The organism is Candidatus Methylomirabilota bacterium (assembly GCA_035764725.1).
Taxonomy (GTDB): Bacteria; Methylomirabilota; Methylomirabilia; order Rokubacteriales; family CSP1-6; genus DASRWT01.
The window spans coordinates 1-23893 of record DASTYT010000155.1 but is presented as its reverse complement, the minus strand read 5'-3'; the positions used below and the strand labels follow the sequence as shown (position 1 = coordinate 23893).

General features: G+C 70.8%; 23 protein-coding genes. 3 read left to right on the top strand and 20 right to left on the bottom strand.

Features of this window, described 5'->3' with window-relative positions:
• Positions 1-2: 2 nt before the first annotated feature.
• The 14 genes from VFX14_25375 to VFX14_25310 all read right to left on the bottom strand — a co-directional run bounded on the left by VFX14_25375 (position 3) and on the right by VFX14_25310 (position 14195).
• Positions 3-1733 carry an ATPase, T2SS/T4P/T4SS family gene (locus tag VFX14_25375; protein ID HEU5193029.1) on the bottom strand — a complete coding sequence of 577 codons (1731 nt, stop codon included), beginning with the start codon at positions 1731-1733 and terminating at the stop codon, positions 3-5.
• Positions 1730-2212 (bottom strand): tetratricopeptide repeat protein, encoded by a 483-nt coding sequence (locus VFX14_25370; GenBank protein HEU5193028.1) that lies wholly within the window; start codon positions 2210-2212, stop codon positions 1730-1732. Before VFX14_25370 ends, VFX14_25375 begins: the two co-directional genes overlap by 4 nt.
• 140 nt (positions 2213-2352) lie before the next feature.
• Positions 2353-4044: an AAA family ATPase gene (locus VFX14_25365; GenBank protein HEU5193027.1), complete on the bottom strand. Its 1692-nt coding sequence runs from the start codon at positions 4042-4044 to the stop codon at positions 2353-2355.
• A gap of 6 nt (positions 4045-4050) precedes the next feature.
• Positions 4051-5727 (bottom strand): secretin N-terminal domain-containing protein, encoded by a 1677-nt coding sequence (locus VFX14_25360; protein HEU5193026.1) that lies wholly within the window; start codon positions 5725-5727, stop codon positions 4051-4053.
• A gap of 8 nt (positions 5728-5735) precedes the next feature.
• On the bottom strand, positions 5736-6677 hold the full coding sequence (locus VFX14_25355) for a hypothetical protein (GenBank protein ID HEU5193025.1): 942 nt from the start codon (positions 6675-6677) through the stop codon (positions 5736-5738).
• On the bottom strand, positions 6674-7312 hold the full coding sequence (locus tag VFX14_25350; GenBank protein HEU5193024.1) for a hypothetical protein: 639 nt from the start codon (positions 7310-7312) through the stop codon (positions 6674-6676). The genes VFX14_25355 and VFX14_25350 overlap by 4 nt, the downstream gene beginning before the upstream one ends.
• On the bottom strand, positions 7309-8337 hold the full coding sequence (gene pilM, locus VFX14_25345; protein HEU5193023.1) for a pilus assembly protein PilM: 1029 nt from the start codon (positions 8335-8337) through the stop codon (positions 7309-7311). Before pilM ends, VFX14_25350 begins: the two co-directional genes overlap by 4 nt.
• Positions 8338-8457: 120 nt before the next feature.
• Positions 8458-10593, bottom strand: a complete 2136-nt coding sequence (locus VFX14_25340; GenBank protein ID HEU5193022.1) for a hypothetical protein — start codon at positions 10591-10593, stop codon at positions 8458-8460.
• Complete coding sequence (locus VFX14_25335) at positions 10593-11234, bottom strand: prepilin-type N-terminal cleavage/methylation domain-containing protein (GenBank protein HEU5193021.1); 642 nt, start codon at positions 11232-11234, stop codon at positions 10593-10595. The genes VFX14_25340 and VFX14_25335 overlap by 1 nt, the downstream gene beginning before the upstream one ends.
• Positions 11231-11704, bottom strand: coding sequence for a hypothetical protein (locus VFX14_25330; protein HEU5193020.1), 474 nt, complete (start codon positions 11702-11704; stop codon positions 11231-11233). The genes VFX14_25335 and VFX14_25330 overlap by 4 nt, the downstream gene beginning before the upstream one ends.
• A gap of 117 nt (positions 11705-11821) precedes the next feature.
• Complete coding sequence (locus VFX14_25325) at positions 11822-12541, bottom strand: PEP-CTERM sorting domain-containing protein (protein ID HEU5193019.1); 720 nt, start codon at positions 12539-12541, stop codon at positions 11822-11824.
• A gap of 312 nt (positions 12542-12853) precedes the next feature.
• Positions 12854-13246, bottom strand: coding sequence for a hypothetical protein (locus VFX14_25320; protein ID HEU5193018.1), 393 nt, complete (start codon positions 13244-13246; stop codon positions 12854-12856).
• Between the two features lie 77 nt (positions 13247-13323).
• The gene (locus VFX14_25315; protein HEU5193017.1) at positions 13324-13782 is read right to left on the bottom strand and encodes a hypothetical protein; all 459 of its coding nucleotides are present in this window, start codon (positions 13780-13782) and stop codon (positions 13324-13326) included.
• A gap of 35 nt (positions 13783-13817) precedes the next feature.
• A complete protein-coding gene (locus VFX14_25310; GenBank protein ID HEU5193016.1) occupies positions 13818-14195 on the bottom strand; it encodes a response regulator in 378 nt (125 codons plus the stop codon).
• A 66-nt stretch (positions 14196-14261) separates the two neighbouring features.
• Between VFX14_25310 and VFX14_25305 the strand changes: the two genes are divergently transcribed.
• Both VFX14_25305 and VFX14_25300 read left to right on the top strand, forming a co-directional pair.
• Positions 14262-16265, top strand: coding sequence for a tetratricopeptide repeat protein (locus tag VFX14_25305; GenBank protein ID HEU5193015.1), 2004 nt, complete (start codon positions 14262-14264; stop codon positions 16263-16265).
• Positions 16265-17845: a hypothetical protein gene (locus VFX14_25300; GenBank protein HEU5193014.1), complete on the top strand. Its 1581-nt coding sequence runs from the start codon at positions 16265-16267 to the stop codon at positions 17843-17845. The genes VFX14_25305 and VFX14_25300 overlap by 1 nt, the downstream gene beginning before the upstream one ends.
• On the opposite strand, the gene VFX14_25295 is transcribed toward VFX14_25300, so the two are convergent.
• Together VFX14_25295 and VFX14_25290 are read right to left on the bottom strand one after the other, a co-directional pair.
• Complete coding sequence (locus VFX14_25295; GenBank protein HEU5193013.1) at positions 17826-19802, bottom strand: tetratricopeptide repeat protein; 1977 nt, start codon at positions 19800-19802, stop codon at positions 17826-17828. The genes VFX14_25300 and VFX14_25295 overlap by 20 nt on opposite strands.
• A gap of 33 nt (positions 19803-19835) precedes the next feature.
• On the bottom strand, positions 19836-20321 hold the full coding sequence (locus VFX14_25290) for a prepilin-type N-terminal cleavage/methylation domain-containing protein (GenBank protein HEU5193012.1): 486 nt from the start codon (positions 20319-20321) through the stop codon (positions 19836-19838).
• A gap of 536 nt (positions 20322-20857) precedes the next feature.
• Between VFX14_25290 and VFX14_25285 the strand changes: the two genes are divergently transcribed.
• Positions 20858-22069 carry a Do family serine endopeptidase gene (locus tag VFX14_25285; GenBank protein ID HEU5193011.1) on the top strand — a complete coding sequence of 404 codons (1212 nt, stop codon included), beginning with the start codon at positions 20858-20860 and terminating at the stop codon, positions 22067-22069.
• Positions 22070-22170: 101 nt separating this feature from the next.
• On the opposite strand, the gene VFX14_25280 is transcribed toward VFX14_25285, so the two are convergent.
• From VFX14_25280 to VFX14_25265, 4 genes are all read right to left on the bottom strand, one after another.
• Positions 22171-22998, bottom strand: coding sequence for a cytidylate kinase family protein (locus VFX14_25280; protein ID HEU5193010.1), 828 nt, complete (start codon positions 22996-22998; stop codon positions 22171-22173).
• A 3-nt stretch (positions 22999-23001) separates the two neighbouring features.
• Positions 23002-23199: a hypothetical protein gene (locus tag VFX14_25275; GenBank protein ID HEU5193009.1), complete on the bottom strand. Its 198-nt coding sequence runs from the start codon at positions 23197-23199 to the stop codon at positions 23002-23004.
• Between the two features lie 2 nt (positions 23200-23201).
• A complete protein-coding gene (locus VFX14_25270) occupies positions 23202-23591 on the bottom strand; it encodes an ACT domain-containing protein (GenBank protein ID HEU5193008.1) in 390 nt (129 codons plus the stop codon).
• A 118-nt stretch (positions 23592-23709) separates the two neighbouring features.
• Positions 23710-23893: tetratricopeptide repeat protein (locus tag VFX14_25265; protein HEU5193007.1), on the bottom strand; the 184-nt coding region annotated here is incomplete at its 5' end.

The following is a 23893-nucleotide window of genomic DNA, read 5'->3' as shown; positions in this document are numbered from 1 at the left end:
GCCTACTCCTGGTCCGCCACCACCGCCATGACCTCCTCCATCGTCGTGAGCCCCTGGAGGGCGCGGCGGACGCCCGCCTGGCGCAGCGTCATCATGCCGCTCTCCATCGCGTGGCGGCGGAGACCGTCGCCGTCGCACCCGTCGAGGACCATGCGGCGCACCGCCGCGTTGACCCAGAACACCTCGTACAGCGCCATGCGCCCGGCGTAGCCGATGTTGCGGCACGCCTTGCAGCCGCGCCCGCGGTAGAGCACCTCCGGCGCGGGATCGGGCGCGAAGAGCGCCGCCTCCTCGGCATTGGGGCGGTACGCCTCCTTGCAGGAGGTGCAGATCTTCCGGACGAGCCGCTGCGCGGCGGCGACGTTCACGGCGGTGGCGACGAGGAACGGCTCCACGCCGATGTTGATGAGCCGGGTCACCGTGGAGACCGCGTCGTTCGTGTGTAGGGTCGAGAGCACGAGGTGGCCGGTGAGGGCCGCCCGCACCGCGATCTGGGCCGTCTCCTGGTCGCGGATCTCGCCGACCATGATGATGTCGGGATCCTGCCGAAGGATGGAGCGGAGCGAGCGCGCGAAGTCGAAGCCGATCTCGGCCTTCACCTGCACCTGCTGGATGCCCGGCTGGCGGTACTCCACCGGGTCCTCGACGGTAATGATGTTCTTGCGCGGTGACTTGATGGCCTTGAGCGCGGTGTGCAGGGTGGTCGACTTGCCGCTGCCCGTGGGCCCGGTGAGCAGCACCATGCCCCACGGCCGCCGGATCCCGCGCATGAACTGCTCGAGCTGCTCGGGCTCGAAGCCGAGACTCTCCAGCGAATAGTGCTGGACCACCGCCTCCTTCTCGAGGAGCCGGAGCACGACCTTCTCGCCGAAGATGGTGGGCAGGGTGGACACGCGGAAGTCGATCTCGCGGCCGTGGATGCGGGAGGCGAAGCTCCCGTCCTGGGGGAGCCGCCGCTCCGCGATGTCGAGACGCGAGATGATCTTGAGCCGCGAGACCACCGCGAGGTGCAGCGCGCGCGGGATCTCGAGGAGGTCGAAGAGCAGCCCGTCTACTCGATAGCGCACTCGCGTTCTGTCCTCGTGGGGCTCCACGTGGATGTCGGAGGCGTTGTCGCCGGCGGCGCGCCCGAGCACGTAGTTCACGACCTTGACGACGGGCGGATCGTCGGCCTGGGTGCGGAGCTGCTTGACGTCCACCGCCTCCTCGGCGGCCGGGTTGACGCCGACGGAGAGCCCGAGGTCCTGCCGCAGGGCTTCGTCGATGCCCTCGGTGGAGATCATCCGGCGGTACGTCCGCTCGATCGCCTCCTGGATGGCGGCGCCGGGACCGATGCGGAAGTCGATGTCGAGCCCGGTGGCGCGCCGCAGGTCGTCGATCGCCACCACGTTGAGGGGATCCGCGGTGGCCACGATGAGGCGGCGCCCGTTGCGCTCCGCGGCGATCACGCGATGCTGGCGGGCGACCTCCTCGGGGATCAGCTTCACCACGTCGAGGTCGAGTCCGGCCAGCTCCGGTCGGGTGATGGCCTCCTTGCGGAACTGCGCGCCGAGGTACTTGAGCAGCACCTCCTCGTCGATGAGCCGCATCTCGATGAGGACCTGCCCGAGACGCTCCTTGGTCTTGCGCTGCCGCTCCAGCGCCGCGGCCACCTGCTCGTCGGTGAGGATGCCGTCCTGTACCAGCATCTGCCCCAGAGGCACCCATCCCCAGCGCTCGGGAGTGTGGCTCACGCGGGCACCCGCTCCGGGGCGATCTCGAGCAGCCGGCGCCGGACCTCGTCACGACCGGGATACCCGTCCGGGCTCAGCGAAAGGAACCGCTCGTAGTGGCCGATGGCCTCGCCGCGGCGCCCCTGGCGGTCGAGCGCCACGCCGAGATTGCGATGGGCCTCAAGATGCGTCGGCACGAGGCGGAGCGCGGTGCGGAGCGCCTCGATGCCGCGCGCGCGCTCACCCTGACGAATCAGGACGACGCCGAGGCTGTTCCACGCCTCCGCGTCGCGCTCGTCGTGCGCGAGCGCCTCACGGAATAGGCGCTCCGCGTCGGCGAGGCTGCCCCGCTGCGCGGCTTCGAGGCCCAGGGCGAGTGCGAAGGGGGCGGGCGGCGCCGGCGTGATCGAGGGCAGCGGCGTGATCTGTCCTGGGGCGGGAGAGGCCAGGTAGTCTCGGCCCGGCGGGCGCACGTACACCGTCCACGCGATAGCCGCCATCCCCACTAGGATAATAAAGGACCCAACAATGCGCCACGTTCGTCTCCCCCTGACGCGGCGCGTCGGAAGCGCGATGCGTCCCCGCTCGGCCGGGCGCTCCCGGCCCCGGTCCAGCAGGGCGAGCCCGTCGAACAGCCGGCTCAATTGAGGGGTCGGGACAAGGCGGGAGGAGCCTGAAGCGTGGGGCCGAAGGGGCCCGCGGTGGCGCGGGCCAAGGCCACCGTCGTGCGCGGGCCCATGATCCCGTCCTCCTCGAGCCCAGCCGAGCGCTGGAAACGCCGGATCGCCTGCGACAGCCGCCCCTCGGCGCTGGTGGGGGGCGGGCCGCTGAGGTAGCCGAGCTTGCCGAGGCGCAGCCCCACGGTGGCGACCACCGTCGGCGTCATGCCGGCCGCGGGATCGGTCGGGAGGAGATCGATATTCCGCCAGACCACCCACGCAGACCGGAGCCAGGCTGGCTCCAGCCGGTCGACGGGTAAGCGCCGCTCCTCCCCGGTCGCCGCCACGAGGGTGGCCGCCTCCCGGTCGAGCCGGCGGAGGAGATACGGCTGTGGCGTGCCCTGCTCCTCCACGCTGATGAGGGCGGGCAGGCCGACCGCGCGCAGGTCCGAGGGTGCGGAGTCGGAGAAGAACGTCGCGGTGAGTTGATAGCGCGCGGCCACCGCGGCCACGTCGAGCGTACCGCTCGGCCCGGCGGGCCAGGCCGCGAGCACCGAGGGACCGAGATCGTCGGTGACGCCCCAGAGCCGCATGAGCTGGGCGAGCAGCGCGCGCACCGGCTCGACCGGCCGCGCATCGGCCGGCGCGGGGGCGGCCGCCGCCGCGGCAGTCGGCCTGCTGATGGGCTCGAGCCGGGCCGGCTCGGGGCCGGGCGCCGAGAGCATGGCGGCCGGCAGCGGGCGCCCGGGCAGCCACGAGGTGGCGAGTACACCCGCGAGCACGACCACCCCGGCGAGACCGGCGGCCATCGCCAGGCGGCGCAGGGCCGGCCACTCCGGAGCCAGCGCGCGGAGGCGCCGCGCGCGGCGGCGGCCCTCGAGGTTGCGCGCCGCCATGCGCACGAGCGCGGGCGTGACCTCGTGAGCCCGCGCGCTGTAGGCGGCCATGAGCGCGCGGTCGCAGAGGAGGTTGATCACGCGCGGCACCCCGCCGCTCCACCGGTAGACGCGCCCCAGCGCGGCGTGGGTGAATGGCAGCGCGCCGGGCAGGCCGGCCACGCGCAGGCGGTGCTCGACGTAGCGCGCGGTGTCCTTGCGGCTCAGCGGGGTGAGATAGCAGCGGATGCCGATGCGCTGGTCGAGCTGGCGCAGGTCGCGGCGGCGCAGCTTTTCCTCGAGCTCGGGCTGGCCGACGAGGACGATCTGCAGGAGCTTGCGCGTGGCGGTCTCCACCGTGGAGAGAATGCGGATCTGCTCGAGGGCCTCCACGCTCATCTGCTGGGCCTCGTCGAGGACGACCACGACCGTCTTACCCTCCTCGCCGGCGGCGAGGAGATGCTGGTTCAGCGTGGTCATCAGCTCGCCCTTGGTGGCGCCGCGCCGCTCGATCCCGAGATCGTCGAGGATGGTACCGAGCAGCTCCACGTCGGAGAGGTGTGGATTCAGCACGAGCGCGCTCTGCACGTCCGGGGGCAGCTCGCGGAGGAGGGCGCGGCAGAGCGTGGTCTTGCCGGTGCCCACGTCGCCGATGAGGGCCATGAGCCCCTTCTGGCTCGTGATGCCGTAGAGGAGGCTCGAGAGGATCTCGTGATGGCTCTTCGAGCGCAGCAGGAAGCGCGGATCGGGCGTCAGGACGAACGGCAAGTCCTCCAGGCAAAAGAAGGCCTCGTACATCGCGCGCTACCTCCTGGCCGTCTTGCCGGCGGCGACGACCGATGGCGTGATGATCACGATGAGCTCCTCTCCGTCGGTGTTGTATTCCCGCGACTTGAACAGCCAGCCCAAGATGGGGATCTGGCTGAGCACGGGGACACCCCGGTTGGTCTTCGAGCTGTTGTCCAGCACGACGCCCCCGATCACGAGCTTCTCCCCTTCCTTGACCACGACCTCGGTCTCGTTCCGGCGCTTGAAGATGGGCGGGTTGCCGTTGATCGAGCGCGTGAAGTCCGGCTCATTGTTCTCCACCAGCACCTTCATGCGGATCTTGGTGATGCCGTCCTCGTAGATCACGTTGGGCGTGACCTGGAGCTGGAGGAGGGCGTCCTTGAACTGCACGTTGGAGACGTCCGCCGTCGGCGTGCTCGTGAACGGCACCTCGAAGCCCCGCGAGATCGTCGCCTTGCCGTTCTCCACCGTCACGATCTTGGGCTCGGAGATCCTCCGCGCTTTCCCCTGCACCTCGAGCGCCTGGATGGCGAGGTTCAGGTTGAAGTTCGAGCCCACCAGCCCGAAGAGGGCGCCCAGCGCGGGCGGCGAGATCGTGGGCAGAAATGAGGTCGGGAGGTTCACGAGGTTCCCTCCGATCGGCAGCCCCTGGGTGGGAGACACGGGGAGGAGATCGGAGCCGGTGAAGTTCGGGTTGGGGCTGAAGGGCCCGCCCGATACGCCGGTGCCAGTGCCCGAGCGGTTGCTCAGGCCCGCGCCGACCACGGCGGGCCCCTTGCCGCCCGCGGTGGAGCCGATCGCGGCGCCTCCCCACTGAATGCCGATCTGGTCCAGGGCGTTCTGCGTCGTGATGACCATGGTGGCGGCGATCTGCACCTGCGGCAGCGGGATGTCGAGCTGATCCCGGATGAGCCGCTCGATCCGCTCGAGGTCCGCCTCGTAGAAGCGGATGAAGATCGAGTTCGTGGGCTTGTAGGCCCGCACGGTGAGGCCGTTGGCGAGCACGTCGGCGGGCAGCGTCACGAACGGTCCCTGGAGGAGCGGGGCGGTCTGGATGGGCTGCGGACTCGTTGGAATATTGATGGGCGGCGGCGGCAGCAGCGTGCTCGGCACCGGCGCCGGGGGTGGCAGGGCGCCCTCCGGCGGCAGGCCCAGAATGCCCAGGATGGTCTTGGCGACCTCCTCCGAGTCGGCGTAGTAGAGACGGATGGTCCGCTCCCGCACAGGGCCGCGCTGCTGGATCCGCTCGAAGTCGGCACGATCACGCTCGGCCTCCACCTGCTTCTTGGCCGCCTCGGCCTCGCGGCGGCTGCGCTCCGCCGCTGCGCTGCGCCGCTCCTCGTCTTCCTGACGCAGGCGGGCAAAGCTCGACACGCGCAGCACCCCGCCCACCTCCACACACTGCAGGCCCGCCGAGTCGATGACGACCTGGAACGCGTCGCGCGCGGGCACCTGGAAGAAATCCACCGTCACCGTGCCCTTCACCTCGTCGGTGACGATCATGTTCACGCGATACTGCTGGGCCAGGAGCCGGAGCGTGGTCTGGACGTTGGCATCGCGCAGGTTGAGCGTGATCGGCTCGGTGGGCAACCTGCTCGCGCACGGCCCTTGGGCCAGCGCGAGGGCCGGCGCCGCGAGCGCGGCGATCGCGACGGCGATCGCGGCCGGCACGTGATGGATCGGGATCCTCATGGCGTGAGTCACCTCCTTGGCGCCCCGGGCGGGGCGGTGGACAGAGCGGGCAGTGTCACGACGCGGCTCTCGCCGCTCCGCTCGCGCAGGATCACGGATCCCTCGGTGATCCGCTCCACGCGATAGCCGGCGACGGCGTCGCCGGCCTTGACGATCTGGTTGTTGACGATGGCGAGGAAGCCGCCGGGGAAGCCGAAGACGCCCTTGACCTCGACGTCGGACCGCTCGCCCCCCAGGGGCGGTGGCACGCCGGGGCCGGCGGGGGCGGCGGCGACGGGCGGGCGTCGCGTGCCCGCCGTGAACGTGAAGGGATCGCGCGCGGGCGCCGCGCCCGGCTCCGCCGGGAGCGGCAGCGCCAGCGAGCCGCCCGGCGGCGTCCCCGGTGGGCTCGGGCCCGCTGCCGCCACCGCGCGGTCGAAGACCTTCCGCGCGTCGGGCGTGAGCTCGAGCGCCGTCATCTTGAAGTGGGCCTCGATCTCGTCCGGGCGGGCGCTGCCCGAGCGCGGCACCCTCACGCTGACGTCTTCGAGAATCCCCTTCTCCGCCTCCACCCGCGCGGCCAGCTCGCGCAGCTCGCGAAAGGGCGCGACGACCTGGATGGTGTGCCAGGACTTCGTGAACTGCGCCGTCGACGCGCGCTCGAGCGGCCCGATGCCGATCACCTTCATGCGCTTCTCGCGCGCGAGATCGCCGAGGCGCGTGAGGAAGGCGGCGGGATCGCCGCCCGAGGATGTCCACTGCATCTCTTGGAGCAGCCCCGCGTTGGCGCGCATGAGCGCGACGATCTCGCCTTCCTTCGCGCGGATCTCGTCGCCGAGGCCCGAGCGCTGGGCGGTCACGCGAGAGCCGCGGCCCGCGAGAGATCGCCACTGGTAGAAGGCCACGATGTTCAGGAGGAGGAGCACTCCGATCACGACGAACCAGAGCAGCGCCAGCGGACGGCCCCTCACTGCGCGCGCTCCGCGAGCATGATCGTGATGCTGAGCAGCCCTTCGTCGGTGGCGGGGCCGCTGCCGGACGGGGGCTTGATCTCCCAGCTCTTGAGCTGGAAGCGCTTGTTCACCGCGGGATCCCGCATGAGCCCGGCCATGAATTGCGCGGTCTCCAGGAGCGGCGGGCTCCCCGCGCGCACCGGGGTGACCGCGTCGATGCGAAGCATGCCTTCGCCCTTGGCGTCCGGCGGCGGTGGGGGGGCGCCCGGCGCGCTCGTGGGACGCACCGCCTCCACCGCCTCGAGGCGCATGGTCGCGGGGAGGTGCTGGCTCAGCGCCGCGAGCACCTCGGCCCAGCGGACCTGCCGTCGCGTCTCCACGGTGAGGGCCTGGAGGTTCGTGCGTAGCAGGCTCAGGTCGCCCTCGGTCGCGGCGAGGTCGTGCTGCAGTCGCGGGATGTCCTGGAGGTCCCTGGCGAGACGCCAGTACACGGGGAGGATCCCGCCCACGAGCAGCAGCAGGAGGAGCGAGGCGCCCACCATGGCCACGAGGGCGAGGTGACGCTGCCCGGGCGCGCCGATGAACCACTCCTGCCAGGTCATCGAGAGCTGCCCCGGGTGGAGTAGGTCGACGCTGAAGCGGCGGGTGGTCACATGCCTCTCAGCGCGAGGCCGAAGGCCTGGAGATACTGAGGGCCGCCGGTCGGGGACTCGGGAACGGGAACGGCCGACCGCAACTTCACCTCCACCGCCTTGAAGGGGTCCATCACCTCGAGCGGCGCGCTGAGGCCGATGCGGTCGGCGAGCCAGCGGCCGAGCGGCGCCAGACCGGTCCACCCCCCGATCGCGTAGCGGGGCAGGCTCTCCCGGTCGTACTCGGTCCGATAGAACGTGAGCGACAGGCGCATGTCCTCGGCGATGCGCTCCACGAGATCGCGGCACGCGCTCTGCGCCCGCGGGAGGTCGGCGGGCGGGACGGCGCGCCAGAACGTGTCGGTCGAGGACGCCGCGAAGCCGAAGGTGATGCGGAGCTGCTCGGAGAGCGATTCCGCGCCGACGTCGAGATAGCGGGCCACCACCGGCCCCTGCTCGCTGAACAGGCACAGACACGACGAGCGACGGCCCACATTGAGCAGGACGAGGAGCTCCCCGGGCTCGAGCCCGGTGATGTAGATCCCCGCGTTGAGGAGGGCGAGCGGCTCGACGTCCAGGGCCAGCACACGCACCGACGCCGACTGGAGGATGCGGGTGCGCTCGTCCACGAGTGCCTTGGGCACGCTGATGGCGAGCACGTCGCGGCTCGTGCCGTCCTTGGAGGGGCGGAGCACCTGCGCGTCCAGCACGGAGTCGCTCGGGGGCAGCAGGCCCAGCTCGCGATGCTGGATCTCGAGCGCCGGGATGATCTTGGCGGGCGGCAAGGGCGGCAGGGACACCTGCCGGATGACGATCTCGGGGCCACCGACAGCCGCGATGACGGGATCGCTCTCGGCGCCGGCGGCGGCCAGGGCGGCGTGAATGGCCTGCGCGAACTGCCGGGGGTCGAGGGTGTTCTCGAGACGGCTCATCCCCCGCCCGACCACGAGATCGGCGCCGCCGCGCCGCTCCAGCGCCAGGGCCTTGACGGAGCCATGGCCGACGTCGAGACCCACCACCCGCTTACGCAGGAAGCTGAGAATCATCGCCTCGCGGGACGGACCACAGTGCTCGATGTTAGCAACGTAAGTCCTCGGTACCCAAGGAAAACCGGGCAGTTTGCCGAAAAATGTCGGGCGGGGCGGCGGGGGAGCTCGGGGCGGAGACTAGTAGCTACAGGCGCCCGTCGGCGCCGTCGGGAGCGTCGTCACGGGCCGGCACTCCAGCCAGAGCCGCGGGACGCTTTCGACCCGCCAGTGCTTGGGCGCCTGGCCGTTCTGCGAGGGGGCCAGCGCCAGCAGCTCCTCGGGGAGCCCCCGGGCGTCGCCGGCCGGGGAGGTGCTCACCGACGAGCCGGCGAGCGGGGCCTGGTAGAACTCGGGAAAGTTCGTGGTGCCGTTGATGCACGTGCCCGACGCCGCACCCCCGCCGAAGCAGAATCGGCCGGCCGCGAGCCCGCCCACGAGACGCGTCGTGGTGCCGCCCGGCGCGGTACGGGCGCTCAGATCGCCGCCGGCGTAGAAGAAGCCCATGACGCGGGTGACCGAGGTCGTGGCCCGCGCGATGTCGACATTGCCGGGGGTGAGGAGCGCGAGCAGATCGGTGCTCGGGAACTTCTCTCCGCTACAGGTCGGATTCGACGCGGACAGACAGGTGCTCGTGACGGCCTCTTCGATGCTCACGGGGCCCGTGTTGTAGATCACCGCGGCCCCGTTGAAGCAGATCTGGCTCGTGCCGGCGCACTGCGCGCTCGACCGGGAGGCGAAGGCGCTGCGGGTGATCCGCCAGCCGTTCGCGCTCGTGTTGTAGACGAGGAGCGGGTCGGACGGAGACGCCGGCGTGTTGCACGGGTTGTTGGTGGTGCCGGCCGCCGTGATGCCGAACGTGAGCACCCCGGTCGGGCGGTTCCAGCAGATCCGCCCACGCCGTGCTTGGCCGGCCTTGTTGAAGAAGTTGCCGGCGGCCGCAGGATTGGTGGTGTTCCAGCTGCCCGTGCTGGCGAAGAGGCCGTTCAGGCTGCCCGTGTCCCCCGGCTGGCCGGTCCCGTCCAGGCTGGCCGTGAGATCGGCGGCGCGCGTCGAGAAGTACGTCTGCATGTTGGCGTACGTGGAGCCGCCGATGGTCACGGGATAGGCGCCGGTGAGGAGTGGGAAGGGCGAGATCGGATTCTCGGGATACGGCCGGCCGATCGCGCCGAGGTCCACCGTGGGGAGCTGCGAGGGCGAGACGATCTTGAAGCTGTCCGTGCACCCGCTCGTCTGGCAGCCGTCGGCGACAAGGATCGCGTCGAGTGGGCCCTTCCCGGCGAGCGAGCCCGGCGTGCTGCCCCCGGTGGCGTGCGACACGCCGACGACGCCACCCGCCACGGCGCCGCCGGCCAGGTTCACCGCGGTCACCGCAGTCGGCCGCGCGACCTGGACCTCGGCCCCCAGCGAGTACACGTTCGGCGTGGCGCAGGGAGTCGCCGTCGGCGCGCACACCGCCTGCTGGGCCGGCAGGCGCCGTAGGATCTCGGCATCGGGCAGCGACGCGGTGGGGCCCAGGTTCCCCAAGCTGTTGTGAAACCCCACGGCATTGGTCCCGTTCAAGTCGAAGGCGGCCAGCGACGAGGTGCCGAACGTGAGCGCCGAGCCCGCGACCAGCACGTTGCCGTTCACGGGCTGAAGCGATGCGGGCGTCCCCGCCACGAGGCCGCCGGCGAGCACCGAGGGCGCGTACGCGCGCGCCAGCACCTGCAGGGTCTTCCGCGCGGTGTAGCCGGCGGGCGCCGGCGACGTGGCGCCGCCCGACGTGCTATCGGTCACCGTGCCCGTGCTGCGCACGAAGACCAGGTTGGTGCAGACGCTGGCGGCGTTCATGAAGCAGCTGAGTCCGATCGGGTACGGCGAGGTCGCGTTCGCCTCGGCCACCGTCACGAGCATGATCTCGACCGCGTACGAGCCGCCGCCCGGGAAGCTCGTGTTGGCCAGCGTCATGGGGCGATAGACGCCCGTCGCGCAGGACGGCGAGCAGATCGGGGCCCGCACGCCGTCGTTGTCGGCCCAGCTCTCGCTGCCCGCGGTGTCTCCCACGAAGCCGTCCTGCAGCTCGCGCAGGGCGCGCTCGACGCCGGCCTGCGCCACCTCGAAGGCGCGCAGGTCCGCCTGGCTCGCCAGCGAAAGCCGGTTCTCGATGGCGCCGAGATCGAACAGGGCGAGGCCCAGCAGCGTCATCACGAACACGAGGACGATGCTCATGAGGAGCACGCTGCCGCGCTGGTCGCGGACGGCCGTGCTGAGCGGGCGCTGGCGGGCCGCCGCCATCAATTCCTCAGCGTGGTCGTGAATCCGAAGCGCATGCCCGTGTAGCTCGCGGGGTAAAGGCTCAGGATGGCGCCGTCGTAGAGGTCGAAGCGCACGTCGAGCGCGCGCCCCGCCATCGCCGAGCCGTTCATCGTCGACACGGCGAGGAACGTGGTGTTGGCGACGCGGAGCTGAGTGCTCAGCCGGCGTGACATGTCGTTGAGGTTCTGCGCCTGGGCGGTCAGGCTCACCGCAGAGCCCGTGTCGCAGGCAATGCCTCCGGTGACGAGCACGACCCCGGCGTTCAGCGAGCAGACGTAGAGCTGAGGATAGGCGTCGCCCGTCTTCTGGTCCTGGTGCAGGCACCAGACCGTGCCATCGGGGAGGTTGTACCTCACGAACGCGGTCGCGGTGCCGGACCCGCAGGGCGTGACCGAGAAGTCCACCGCGCGCTGCAGCCGCCGCTGGATCTCTTCCTGGAGCAAGGTCCCCTGCCGCTGGGCGAAGGCCTGCGCGCTGCCGTAGTCGAACGCTCGCTGGGTCGAGACGTAGAACGAGCCGATGGCCACCGCCACGATGGCGAAGATCACGGTAGCCACGAGGAGCTCGACGAGGGTGACGCCGCGACGGTCCCGGGCTAGCGCGGCGGGGCGCGCGCTCACTTCAGCACCATCACCGAGCGCAGCACGACCGGCAGGCTGGTCATGTCCGCGCCCTTCACGCCCTGGGTCGCGCGCACGGTCACCGTGATCAGCTTGGCCTCGATCGGCGTGGGCGCGGTGCAGGCGGGAAGGAAGTTGTTCGCGCACACCGAGGCGATCGTGATCGTGCGCTGGTATCCCGGGTAGGTCGTGCCATACGCGGTCGAGTTGAACGTCAGCTCCTCGCGCGGGTCGCTCCCGCTCGTGGGGCCGAATCCGGAGGCTCGCACCTGCTCGATGGCCTGACGCGCGAGCGCCAGCGCCACCCGATTGTCACCCTCGCCGACGATGAAGGCCTGGCCGCTGCCGAACATGAGGGTGACGCCTGCCGCCGCGATGCCCAGAAGCAGCGCGGCAATGAGCACCTCGACGACGGAGATGCCCCGTCGATCGCGGACGATGCGGCGCAGGCGGCCGCCGAGCGCACCCATGTGTCGTCAGAAGCCTCCCCGAAAAGTTTAGCAAAGGGAGCGCCCAAAGCATCGCGGACGCCGAGGGGGAAGTCGGCGTCCGCGTGCTCTTTGCTTTCCGCTACTTCGCGGGCGGGGCTACCCGCGCCGCGCCAAGCGGCGAAGGGCGCCCGCACCCAGCATGCCCGCCGCCACGAGGAGGAGGCTCCCGGGCTCCGGAACCGCAGCCTCGGTGTCCGCCACCGCCAGGGTGGAACCCGGCGTGATCGAACCCAGCGTGATGTCATCGAAGGCGATCTGGTCGACGGTACCGCCGAAGTCCACCGAGCGGGCGATGCCGTTGAAGGCGACGCCCATCGCGAGGAAGGGGCTATAGGCGCCCGTCGGATCCGGCGCCCCACCGAACGGTGTCACCGGCAGCACGAGCGAGGCCAGGAGATTGCCAGTGCCATCGAGGGCGTCCCACACATTGATGAGACCGGACACGTTGACCGAGGAGTAGTAGAACGAGAAGCCCGTGTCGAAGCCGGCCGGAACGTTCATGGTCGCGGCGGTCCCGCTCAGGAAGAACAGCACGGTGCTGGGCGAGGGCTCGCCGCCGATGTTGCCGCTGCCGCCGGCGTCACTGTCGATGATGGCCAGGGCGTTGGAGGAGAACGTGATCCCGAGGCTGGGTCCCGGGCCGCTCCCGAAGCCGCCGTTGGCGCCGTTGTAGAAGCCGTTGATCGACTCGAGGTTCTGGAGACCTTCGAAGGTCAAGACGGTGATCGCTGCCGCCGGACTCGCCGTGATCATCACGGCCAGCGCGAGGGCGACTGCCCCGCCGATTGATCGCTTGAACGATCTGCCCATGGTCATGGCCCCTCCTGACATTCGGGAAGAGCACGGTGCATGCCAGGGGGCAAATCGCATTGAAATCAGCAAGTTGCATTTGCGGGAAGCGGCGGAGTGAGCGGCCTGTCAACGGAGGCAATCCGATTTGGCCCAAGCGAGCCCTAACTAATTGGCTTTATTGACTATGAATCACATGCGGGGCTCCAAGATCTGAAGGGTGCCCGTCGCCCAGCGCTAGGCGAGCGCCGTTTCGAGTCGGAGAATCCGACGGATGACCGGAATGCGCGGCGTCGAGTTTCTTTCCGCGCAGAAATTGTTGCGCGGGCGGCGGCGTGATCAGAAGCCGGTGTCGAACGTGCGGTCCATCCAGAGCGTGAGGTCGAAGAGATTGGTGTCGCCGTACAGCGCGACCGGGTGCTTCCAGCTCATCGAGACCTGCACCGCGTACGAGCCGGGCGTGACCTGGAGAGTGTGCTCATCGAGTGGGATCTGCTGCCGGCGCGACTCCTTCAGGATCAGTCCGCGCACGTCGTTGGCGATCTCCTGGGTGACCGCGGGGCTGCCGCCCGCGGCGACCATGGCCTTGCGCTTGGTCACGGCATCCACGACGAGCTGGCCCACCATGCCTGAGGTCGTGAAGTAGTCGTAGGCGACCATGAACGCGGTGTAGGCGGCCCATCCGAACACCGCGAGGAACACCACCGTGCGGATCAGCGTCCCGATTTTCACGCCAACACTCTAGCGCGCACCCCGCGCCGCCACCAAGAATGCTCGGCGGGGCGGGCGCGCGGCATGGGCGCCGGGGGCTACTCCAGCGGCGGCTTACCCGCGACGGTCAGGTCCACCACGCGCTCGCCGTCGAAGTAGACGGCCCAGCCGGACGGGTACCGCCACATCTCCGTCGCCCGCTTGCTGATGTCCTTCCAGAACACCTGTGCGGTAGCGCCCATGAGAACGGGATCCACGCTCGTCGTGTCCGGCTGGCCCAGCAACAGCGTGACCTCGGGCCTGGTCATGCCCACGTCCACCCGACGCTCGAAGCGAAACTGGCTGGCGCGCGGGGACGTCGCGAGCTGAGGATTCTTCGTCAGGTACTCGCCGACCCGCTGGTCGAGATCGTCCCGGAACTTCGACGTCTCGTCAAAGGTGGGCAGGCGCGCGTACCCGCGCACGAAGCGGGCGTTGTAGACCTCCATCGCGCTGGGCCCCACCGTCGCGCGCTGCACCGGCACCTGACCGGGGGTGGACGCGCAGCCCGCGAGCACGAGCAGCGCGACCGCGGTGGCGACGCAGGGAGACTTCAGGGCTCGAGCGCGGCCGACACCTGGATGCTGACGGCCTGACCGAGGTAGTCGAGATCGAACGGCTTGGGAATGTAGTCCGCCGCGCCCATGGCGAGCAGCCGGGACGTGATGTCCACGTCGGCGTTGGCCGTCACCATGATGATGGGCAATCCGGGCTTGAGGGCGGCGAGCCGCTTGAGCGTCTCGATGCCGTCCATCTCCGGCATGGTGACGTCGAGGAGCACCACGTGCGGCTCGACGGAGTCGACGACGGCCAATGCGCGGGCGCCGCTCTCGGCGGCGGTGACGTGGAAGCCGCGGCTCTCGAGGAATTCAGTGAGCACGAGCCGCACTTCCGGCTCGTCGTCCACCACGAGGACCTTACCCGCGCTCATGGATGACCCTCGTCGATCTTATCGCCCGTCGCCGCAAGTGGTCAACAAAGTTAATATGGAGACGTCGTGCGCGCGCCCCAGCGACGTCATGCCGCACTGATTTTCGTGCTCGTACTCGCCGCCTTTCTACCCGCCGTCGGTGGCGCCTTCCTGAGCTGGGACGACGGGGAGAATCTGGTCGGCAATCCGCACTACCGCGGCCTCGGTCCAGCCCACCTGGCCTGGATCTTCACCGCGGTGCACATGGGTCACTACATCCCGGTCACCTGGCTCACCTTGGCGCTGGACTATCTCATCTGGGGCATGAACCCGGCGGGCTATCACCTCACCGCCGTGCTCTTCCACGCCGCGAGCGCCGTACTGGTCTACCGGCTCGCCGTGCGCCTGCTCACGGCCGGCTTCCACGCGGGCGGCCCGCCTCCCCGCGCGATACAGCTCGGCGCCGCGCTCGCCGCGCTCGTGTGGGGACTGCACCCGCTGCGCGTCGAGTCGGTCGCCTGGATCACCGAGCGCCGCGACCTGGTCAGCGGCGCCCTGGCCCTCGCCGCCACGCTCGCCTACGTGAAAGCCGTCGAAGACGCGGAGCGAGGCGGCGCCGTCCGGCGGGGCCACTACTGGACCGCCGTGGCCTGCTTCACGCTGGCCGTCTTCGCGAAGTCGATCGTGGTGGGGCTGCCGCTGGTGCTCGTGGCCCTGGACGTGTACCCGCTGCGCCGCATCGCGATCGCGCCACGCGAGGGGACGGCGTGGGGACACGTGCTCCGCGTGGTGCTCGTCGAGAAGCTTCCGTTCCTCGCCGTGGCTGCGCTCGCCGCCGGGATCATGCTGGTCATCGGCTTCCGGTGGGGGATTCTCGCTCCCGTGAGCCACGAGGGCATCGCCCCGCGCCTCGCGCTCGCCGCGTACAGTGTCCTCTTCTACCTCGGCAAGACGCTCTGGCCCTGGCCGCTCTCGCCGCTCTACTCCCTCTATCGCCCGGTCGATCCCCTCGCCCTCCGCTATCTCCTCCCGGCCGTCGCCGGCCTCGCGCTCACCGCGGTCCTGGTCGCGCTCCGCCGGCGCTGGCCGGCCGGGCTGACGGCGTGGGTGGCGTACATCGCGCTGCTGCTCCCCGCTTCCGGCATCTTCCCCAATGGCCCGCAGATCACGGCGGACCGTTATTCCTACCTGCCGAGCGTCGGCTGGTCCATTCTCGTGGGCGCCTTCGCCGTGTGGGCGTGGCGGGCCTGGCAGGCCCAGCGGCTCTCGACCCCGATCGCGCGCGCGGCGCTCGCCGCGGCCCTCGTCCTCGTCTGCGGGCTCACGCTCCTCACCCAGCGCCAGATCGCGATCTGGCGGGACTCGATCACACTCTGGCGCCATGCCGCGTGGGCCGATCCGGACAGCGACATACCGCTCTTCTACCTCGGCTGGGCCCTCGCCGAAGGGGGGCGATTCGACGAGGCGCGCGCGCACTTCGAGGCGTGCCTGGCGCGCGTGCCAGCGAGCCTGCCGGCGCTGCGCGCGCAGTTCACCCTGCACCTCGCCCTCGTGGACGCGCAGGCGGGGCGGCCCGCCGAGGCGGAGCGACGGCTCCGCGAGGCCCTGGCGCTCGATCCCGGGCATCCCGTGGCGTGGATCCGGCTGGGGAATCTCCTCTGGGCCCGCGGGGCGTCGGAGGAGGCGGTGCGAGCCTGGAGCGCCGCGCTCGAGCGGACGGCGGCCTGGCCGCGCTATCAGGTGTGGGAGCTGCGTGCCGCCGTCGCGGGCGTGCCCGAGGCGAGCCCGGCCGCACGCGCCCGTCTCGCCTTCGCGCTCGCCCTCATGCTCCAGGAGTACCGCGCGCACGCCGAAGCCGAGGAGCACTACCGTCTCGCCGTGCGACTCGAGCCGGGGTTCGGCGCGGCGTGGAACAACCTCGGGGTCGCCTACGCCTCACAGGGCCGCTACGCGAATGCCCTTGACGCCTTCGTCCACGCGCTGCGCCTGCAGCCCGGCGAACCCGGGGCCTGCGCCAATGCCCGGCGCGCCGCGGTGGCGGTCGGCGCGCGGCCTCACGAGCTCGACGGCTGCCGCCCGGAGCGTACGTAGTGCCGCCGTCCTGGGATGACCGGCAGTGGGCGAGCGCCGTGATCGCCGTGCTGGTGGTCGCGCTCACCATCGGCGTGTTCGCGCCTGCGCTCTCGCCCGAATGGGTCAACTGGGACGATCCCGCGATGTTCCTCGAGAACCCGCACTACCGCGGGCTAGGCCCGCGCCAGCTCGTGTGGATGTTCACCGCGTTCCACATGGGCCACTACATGCCGCTGACCTGGCTCACGCTGGGCTGGGACTACGCCGTGTGGGAGATGTCCCCGTGGGGCTATCACCTCAGCAACGTGCTGCTGCATGCGGCCACGGCCCTGGTGTTTTACTTCCTCGCCGTGCGCCTGCTGCGCCTCGCGCTGGGCGCCGCGACCGCCGGTGGCCTCTCCCTGCGACTCGGCGCCGCCGCGGCGGCCGTGTTCTTCGCCGCGCATCCCCTACGCGCGGAGTCGGTGGCCTGGGTCACCGAGCGGCGGGACGTGCTCTCGGGCCTCCTCTACGTGGGCGCCGCCCTCGCCTACGTGAAGGCCGTCAGCGGCGACTCTCGGCGTGTGGGCCTGTACTGGACGTCGGTCGCGCTCTTCGTGGGCGCGCTCCTCTCCAAGTCCATCACCGCCACGCTCCCGCTGACGCTGCTCGTGCTGGACATCTACCCGCTGCGGCGCCTCGGCGGAGCCCGGGGCTGGACGCGCTGGGCGGTGTGGGCCGAGAAGCTGCCCTTCTTCGCCCTGGGCCTCGCCGCCGCCGCGCTCGCCTTCCTCGCCCTCGTCCCGCTGGGCAACATGCGCTCGCTCTCCGGCATGAGCCCGCTGCTCCGGGCGGTGCTGTTCCTCTACAGCCTCGCGTTCTATCTCGGAAAGACCGCGCTTCCACTCGCTCTCAGCCCGCTCTACACGTTCCCGATGCTCGTGACCTACTATGACTTCGCCCTGGCGCTCGGCGGCACCGCGCTGGCCCTCGTCCTCGTGCGACGCCTGCCCGCGTTCTCGGCGTCATGGGCGGTGTACGCGGTGACGCTGCTCCCGGTGTCGGGTGTCTTCCATAACGGTCCTCAGTCCGTGGCCGATCGCTACTCTTATCTGGCCGGCTTGCCGTGGGCGCTCTGGGTCGGCGCGGCGGTGGCATGGCACCCGGGCTCGGCGCCGCGCGCGCGCGTGCTGGCGACGGCGCTGCGGACCGCGGTGGCCGCCGTGCTGGTCGGCTACGGGGGGCTCGCCTGGCAGCAGGCGGCGATCTGGCACGACTCGGTGGCGCTCTGGCGCCATGCCCTCGCCGTCGATCCGGAGAGCCGCAACGCGCACGCCTATCTCGGCAACGCGTACGCCGAGGCCGGCATGGTGCCGGAGGCGATCGGCCAGTACGAAGAGGCGGCGGCCCGCTTCCACAACAAGCCCGGCTTCTACGTCCTGATCGCCCGGCTGCTCGAGGGCGAAGACAACGACCTGGGGGCGCTCGCCTACTATCGCGCGGTCCTCCAGGCGGAACCCGGTCAGGCGGAGGCGTGCGCGGGCGTGCGGCGGATCGGCGAGCGACTCGAGGTGCCCGGGGACGCCGCCGCGGGCTGTCCTAGCGCGGAGGGGAAATAGCGGCGGCGCTCGGGGCCCGGGTCAGCTCCTCGAGCGCGGCCAGCGCCGTCGCAAGCTGCGCCAGTTCGCGCGGCGTGGGGCGTGGAATCCGGCTCATCGCCAGCAGGTAGCGCTGCCACGCCGCCACCGCGGTGGGCGGGTCGATCGAGGCGTAGACGAGCGCCGTGTAGCGGTCGCTCTCGGCCTCGGGGAGCCCGGCGGCGCGCTGCAGTCGATGGCCGTCCTCGAGCGCGGCCACGGCGTCGGCCGCGCGCCCCATCTCTGCGAGCCGCGTCGCGCGCAGGTAGGCATGGTAGGGCACACCCGGCGCCAGGCGCTCGCCCTCGTCGATCGCGGCCAGCGCCTCGTCGTGCCGGCCGCCCTGCCACAGGATCTCGGCGAGGACCACCCGAAAGCCCGCGCGCTTCGGCTGGCGTGCGATGGCCAGCCGCGCGTGGCGCACCGCCTCGTCGGTCTGCCGCTCGCGCCCCAAAATCAGGGCCAGCCCCATCTCGGCCTCGGGGAGTTGCGGAAACAGAGCCAGCGCGCGGCGGTAATGGGCGGCCGCGTCCGCTCGGCGGCCCTCGTCCAGGAGCGCGGTACCGAGCCCGGTGTGGGCGAGCGCGCTTCGCGGCTCGAGCGCGATCACGCGGGACCACAGCGTCAGCGTGTCCTGCCAGATGAGCGTCTGCCACGCGCTCAGGCTCACCAGCGCCACGCAGGCCGCGGCAGCCAGCGCCAGCACGCAGCGGGCGAACGGTCGTCGCGAGGCGGCCCCGGCGACTTCGGCGGCGCACCACGCAAGCCCAGCGCCCGCGAGGAGCGCCCAGGGCGCGCCCGCGAGGTAGGTGTAGCGATCGGCGGCGATCTGCGGGCCGTTCTGGACCAGGCCGGACACGGGGAGGAGAACGACCACGTACGCGGCCCACGTCGCGGCCAGGGCCGGCCGGCGCCGCGCGCGCACGAGGGCCACCACGGTCATAGCCAGGACGAGCGCGCCGCCCGCGACGAAGGGCCACGGGCCGCGGGCGAGGGTGGCGCGGAAATCGTAGAGCGGCGACAGGGAGACCGGCAGGAGGCTCTTCGCGAGGTGAAACGCGAGCGCGTAGAGCGCGGCCGCCACGCGCGTGGGCCAGCCGATGTCCCCGACGTCCACCAGGCTGCCGAACTCGATCCGGGCGCACACCGCGAGCACGCTCGCGGCGCCGGCGAGCGCGAAGAACGGCGCCTTCTCGAGATACGCGCGGCGCGCGGCCGGACCGAGCCAGCCCCCTGCGGCGGGCCCGAGGCGCCGGAGGGGATAGGCGTCGAGGAGGAGGAGCACGACGGGCAGCGTGACGACGATCGACTTGCCCATGAGCGCGAGCGCGAAGAGGGCGAGCGACGCGCCGTACCACCGAGGCGACCACGTCGCAGCCCCGGGCCCGTCCGTACCCGGTGCGCGGCGGTGCGCGCGGAGATACGCGAGCACGGTCACGAAGGCGCCCAGCCCGGCCACGACGTCGCCGCGCGCGCTGAGCCAGACGACGGGCTCGACGCGAAGGGGATGCAGCGCCCAGAGCAGCGCGGCGCCCAGCGCGCCCGTGCGGATGGGTCCGTCCGGCGCGCGGTCGAAGGCGAGCCCGAGCAGGCGTCGTGCGAGATGGAGGAGCGCGAGCGCGGCCAGCGCGTGGAGCAGGATGGTGACCGCCTTGTAGCCCATCGGATGCATGCCCCAGAGGGCGTGATCGAGGCCGTGGGTGAGCCAGGTGATGGGCTTCCAGTGGCCCATGTGATACGTGGTCAGCATCCAGCGGAGATGGGGGCCGTCGAGCCCGCGATAGGCGAGATTCTCGACGAAGTTCTGATCGTCGTCCCAGCCGAGGAAGCCGCCGAAGAGGGCAGGCAGGAAGGCAATGATCACGAGGACGACGACGAGCCATCCGTCGAGCCTCGCGGACGGCGGGGCGGTGAGACGCGAACGGGGGTGACGGATCATCCCGCCACCCCCGCGAGACGCTCGAGAATCAGCCTAGCAGGGCTCGCCGGCGCCAGTGCTGGCCGGAGGCGTGCTGCTCGTGCTGTTGCAGCGAAGGAACACGCCGCTGTTCGTGGGGAACATCGAGAGCGACAGGGCCGCGGTGTCCGACCCCGTGCCCGACGCCTGGATCGTGCCGTTGAAAGTCGGGGGCGACGTGGTGGAGACGGCGAGGCTGCCCGAGGTCACTACCGTCCAGCGGCCATCACCCGTCGCGCCGCCGGCGCTGAGGCCCGCGCGATTGACGATCTCGCTGACTTGGCAGCTCTGCCCCGAGCCCTTGGCCTGGACGCAACCCTGCAGGGCCGTCATCACGGACCCGAGCAGCGCCTTGCCCTCGGCCATCTTGGCGTCCTTCGTGTAGCCCAGATAGAGCGGAATCGCCACCGCGGCAAGGATGCCGACGATGAGGATCACGATCAGGAGCTCGACCAGGGTGAACCCCCGCTCGCGCTCCTTCCCGCGAACCGCTTTGAGCATTGAGGTGAACATCTTCGTACCCTCCCAGTCGATTTATCAGGTTATGAGTTCTGGCCGTTGGCGCACAGGCGCCGACCGACCTACTGCTGACCTAGGGTCAAGCAATACACATGCCCGTAGGAGGTGGTACTTCACCGCCAACTCAGGCATGTTTATCAAACACTTGTAATACAGCAGCCCCTGGCGGGGGGCCCGGCGCGCAACAAATTCAGGGGGGTCCTTCAAAAACTGTGGCCGCCGAAAGCCTCGTCGCGGCGGCGTGGAGCGCTCCTCGGCAGCCTCGACGGCAATGGCGTGGCGGCTCGCGCGGCGGGCGATCGCGTTTCGCGCGTCGCGCGCGGCGCCGGCGGGCTCGTGCCCGCTACGATCTCGCGTCGCGGTCAGCGTTCGCGGTGTGCATGCGAGCGCCCTCCTGCCCCTGTCTTAGCAAACAAGTCGCGCCACGCCGTCGCATTTTCTGCGCCGGCGCGAGGGGGGCTCGCTTGACACCCCGAATCACGGGTGAGTATGATCCGCTCGCCCGCAGCGCACACGTCATGAACCGTACCCTCCTCGGTGCTCTCGTCGGCTTCGTCCTCGTGCTGGCGTCCGCCGGCGTGGGCTTCCTCGTCCGCGATCGCATCGGGCCCGCGCCCACCGTCGCGGCGGTGGCCCGGCCGAGCGCGGGCGCTCTCCAGGCCGACTCGCTACAGGCCGCGTTCGTGGGGGTCGCTCAGCAGCTACGTCCCGCCGTCGTCAACATCGGCACCCTGTCGCGCGCGCGCCGGCCCACACCGCCGCCCCCCGGCTCCGACGACCCGTTCTTCCATGACTTCTTCAAGCAGTTCTTCGGCTCGGAGCCGCCCGCGCCCAAGGCACCCGGCGGGCCCGGTCAGCGGCCCGAGTTCCGGCTGCCGAGCATGGGCTCCGGCGTGATCATCGACAAGCGCGGACTCATCCTCACGAACTTCCACGTCATCAAGGGCGCGGACGAGATTCTCGTGCGCCTCGCCGACAAGCGCGAGTACCGCGGCAAGGTGATGGGCGTGGATCCCAAGACCGATCTCGCGGTGGTGCGCTTCGAGGCGGACCACGAGCTCCGGGTGGCGGCCCTGGGTGACTCCGACGCGCTCCGCGTGGGCGAGTGGGCCATCGCGATCGGCAATCCGTTCGGGCTCGATCAGACCGTCACCGTGGGCGTGATCAGCGCCACCGGGCGCTCCGACGTCGGCGTGGCGACCTACGAGAACTTCATCCAGACCGACGCGTCCATCAATCCCGGCAACTCCGGCGGTCCCCTCATCAACCTCAAGGGCGAGGTGGTGGGCGTCAACACCGCCATCGTCGCCGCCGGGCAGGGCATCGGCTTCGCCATCCCCATCAATATGGTGAAGCGGGTGGTGGATCAGCTCGTCGAGAAGGGTAAGGTCGTGCGGGGCTGGCTCGGCGTGGCGCTGCAGCCCCTGTCCAAGGAGCTCGTGCAGAGCCTGGGCCTACCCGGCGCGGAGGGTGCGCTCGTCGCGTCCACCATTCCCGACAGCCCCGCCGCGAAGGCCGGGCTGCAGCAGGGCGACGTGGTGCTGAGCTACGACAAGACGGCCGTCGAGGACTCGCACCACCTGCAGCGTCTCGTCGCCGAGACCCGGGTGGGCAAGACGGTGAACCTCGAGGTCTGGCGCAAGAAGCAGAAGGTGACCGTGTCCACCACGGTCGCCGAGGTTCCCGAGGACCGCAGCACCCGTCCCGACCGCCCCCTCAAATCCAACTAGCGACGCCGAGTGCGGGCGGGGGCTGCGGGACCTCGCGGCGCAATGCTGTACTGAGCAAGCGAGGCCCGGCGGCCCCCGCCTGCACTCGTACGGCATCGACGCTACGCGACGAACGGCGGGATCGGCGGGATCTCCACCTGCTGCGTCCGCACTTCGCGCACCCCGTTGACCGAGCGGGCCACCTCGACCGCCTCCTCGAGCGCAGCGGTGCCCTCGAGGGTGACCACCCCGTCCTTGGCCTCCACGGTGGTGCGATACTTGCGTGTCTCGGGATGCGTGGCGAGTGCCACCTGCACACGTGAGGCGAGCGCGCGGTCGGCGACGAGGCGCGTGCCCACGTCGGACGTCGCCATCTCCGGCCGGCGGACGAGCACCGCGATGACCTCGACGGCGGCGTCCACCGAGACCTTCTCGGTGTTGATCACGACGTCGTAGAGGGCAGGGTCGCGGATGTCGACCTCGTAGAGGTAGCGCATGCGCCCGATCTTCTCCATGTCGTCGCGCCGCACCATGTCGGTGACCGTACGCATGTTCGTCTGCTCGCCCATCTGGCCCGCCATCTTCTTGGCGAGCCGCTTCTGACGCAGGTCGAACGGCGCCATCACGCGCACGCGCAGCACGTGAGGAATGCCCCGCAGGAGCCACTGGCCGCCGCGGCCGAGGAGGATCACGTTGTCGTGCTCGGCGAACTCGTACAGTGCGGTCTGGATCACCGTGATGTAGCGCCGCGTCTCGGCGTCGAAGCGCTCGAAGAGCGAGGGCTTGGCCTCGTCCAGATGCGAGAGCTTCTCTTCGAGCAGTCCATAGCGGCGCGCGACATCGACGATGAGATCTTGGCCGACGCATCGGTAGTTGAGCCGCTCACCCAGGGCCTGCCCGATCTCCGGTCCACCCGCTCCGATCTCGTGCGAGATGACGATGATGGCCATGGGTCACTCCTTCCTGTATTTCGCCTTCAGCGCGCTGGGCGCGATGGCGATGCGCTTGCCGCCGACGTTGTCGAGGATGTACACCTCGTCGGCCAGGGTCCCGCTGGCGAAGACCTCGTACACGTCGAGCGCCTCCTCGAGGGCGGTGCCGGCCGGCCGCTCCGCCATCATCCGCTCCACGTCCTCGCGCTTGAGACGCATGCTCAGGCCAGCGCGCGCTCGGCCTTGTCGGGGTTCGGGACGACGAGGATCACCTGCGCGCTCCCCCCGGCGCCGGTGGTGCTGGCGTAGGTGCACTTGATGTTGATCTTGGCCGCGGCGAGCTTCTCCGCCACGCGCCCGAGGCTCCCCGGACGGTCGTCCAGCGTGAGGACGAGGGCGGGCTCTTCGCCGCAGCGGATCTTCGCGTCGGCGAGCGCCTGCTTGGCCCGCGTCGGGTCGGAGACCACGAGGCGGAGCTTGCCTCGGCCGCCCGCGTCGGCGGCGCACACCGCGAGGATGTTCACGTTCGCCCCGGCGAGGGCCGCGCACACCTTGGCGAGGACGCCCGGCTTCGATTCGGCGGTCACCGTGATCTGCTTCACCTGCGCCATGGATTGATCTCCTTGCTAGCCCGGTGGGGGGTCGGAGAAGGCCGCGAGGGCTTCCGATTGGCCGTTTGCTTACCAGCAAAACGGGGCGAACACAAGGGGGCGGCGCGATGTTCCCGGCCTAGCGCGTGACGGAGGCAGGCGGCCCACCATCGAGGGCACGCTCGAGCCGGGCCAGCTCGGCCCGGGCGGCGACATAACCCGGCTCGAGGGTAACAGCCTGGCGCAGCAGGGCCACCGCCGCGGCGGTGTCCCCCACCCCCTCCCGGACGGCCGCCAGCCCCGCCGGGCCGTCCGCGCTGGCC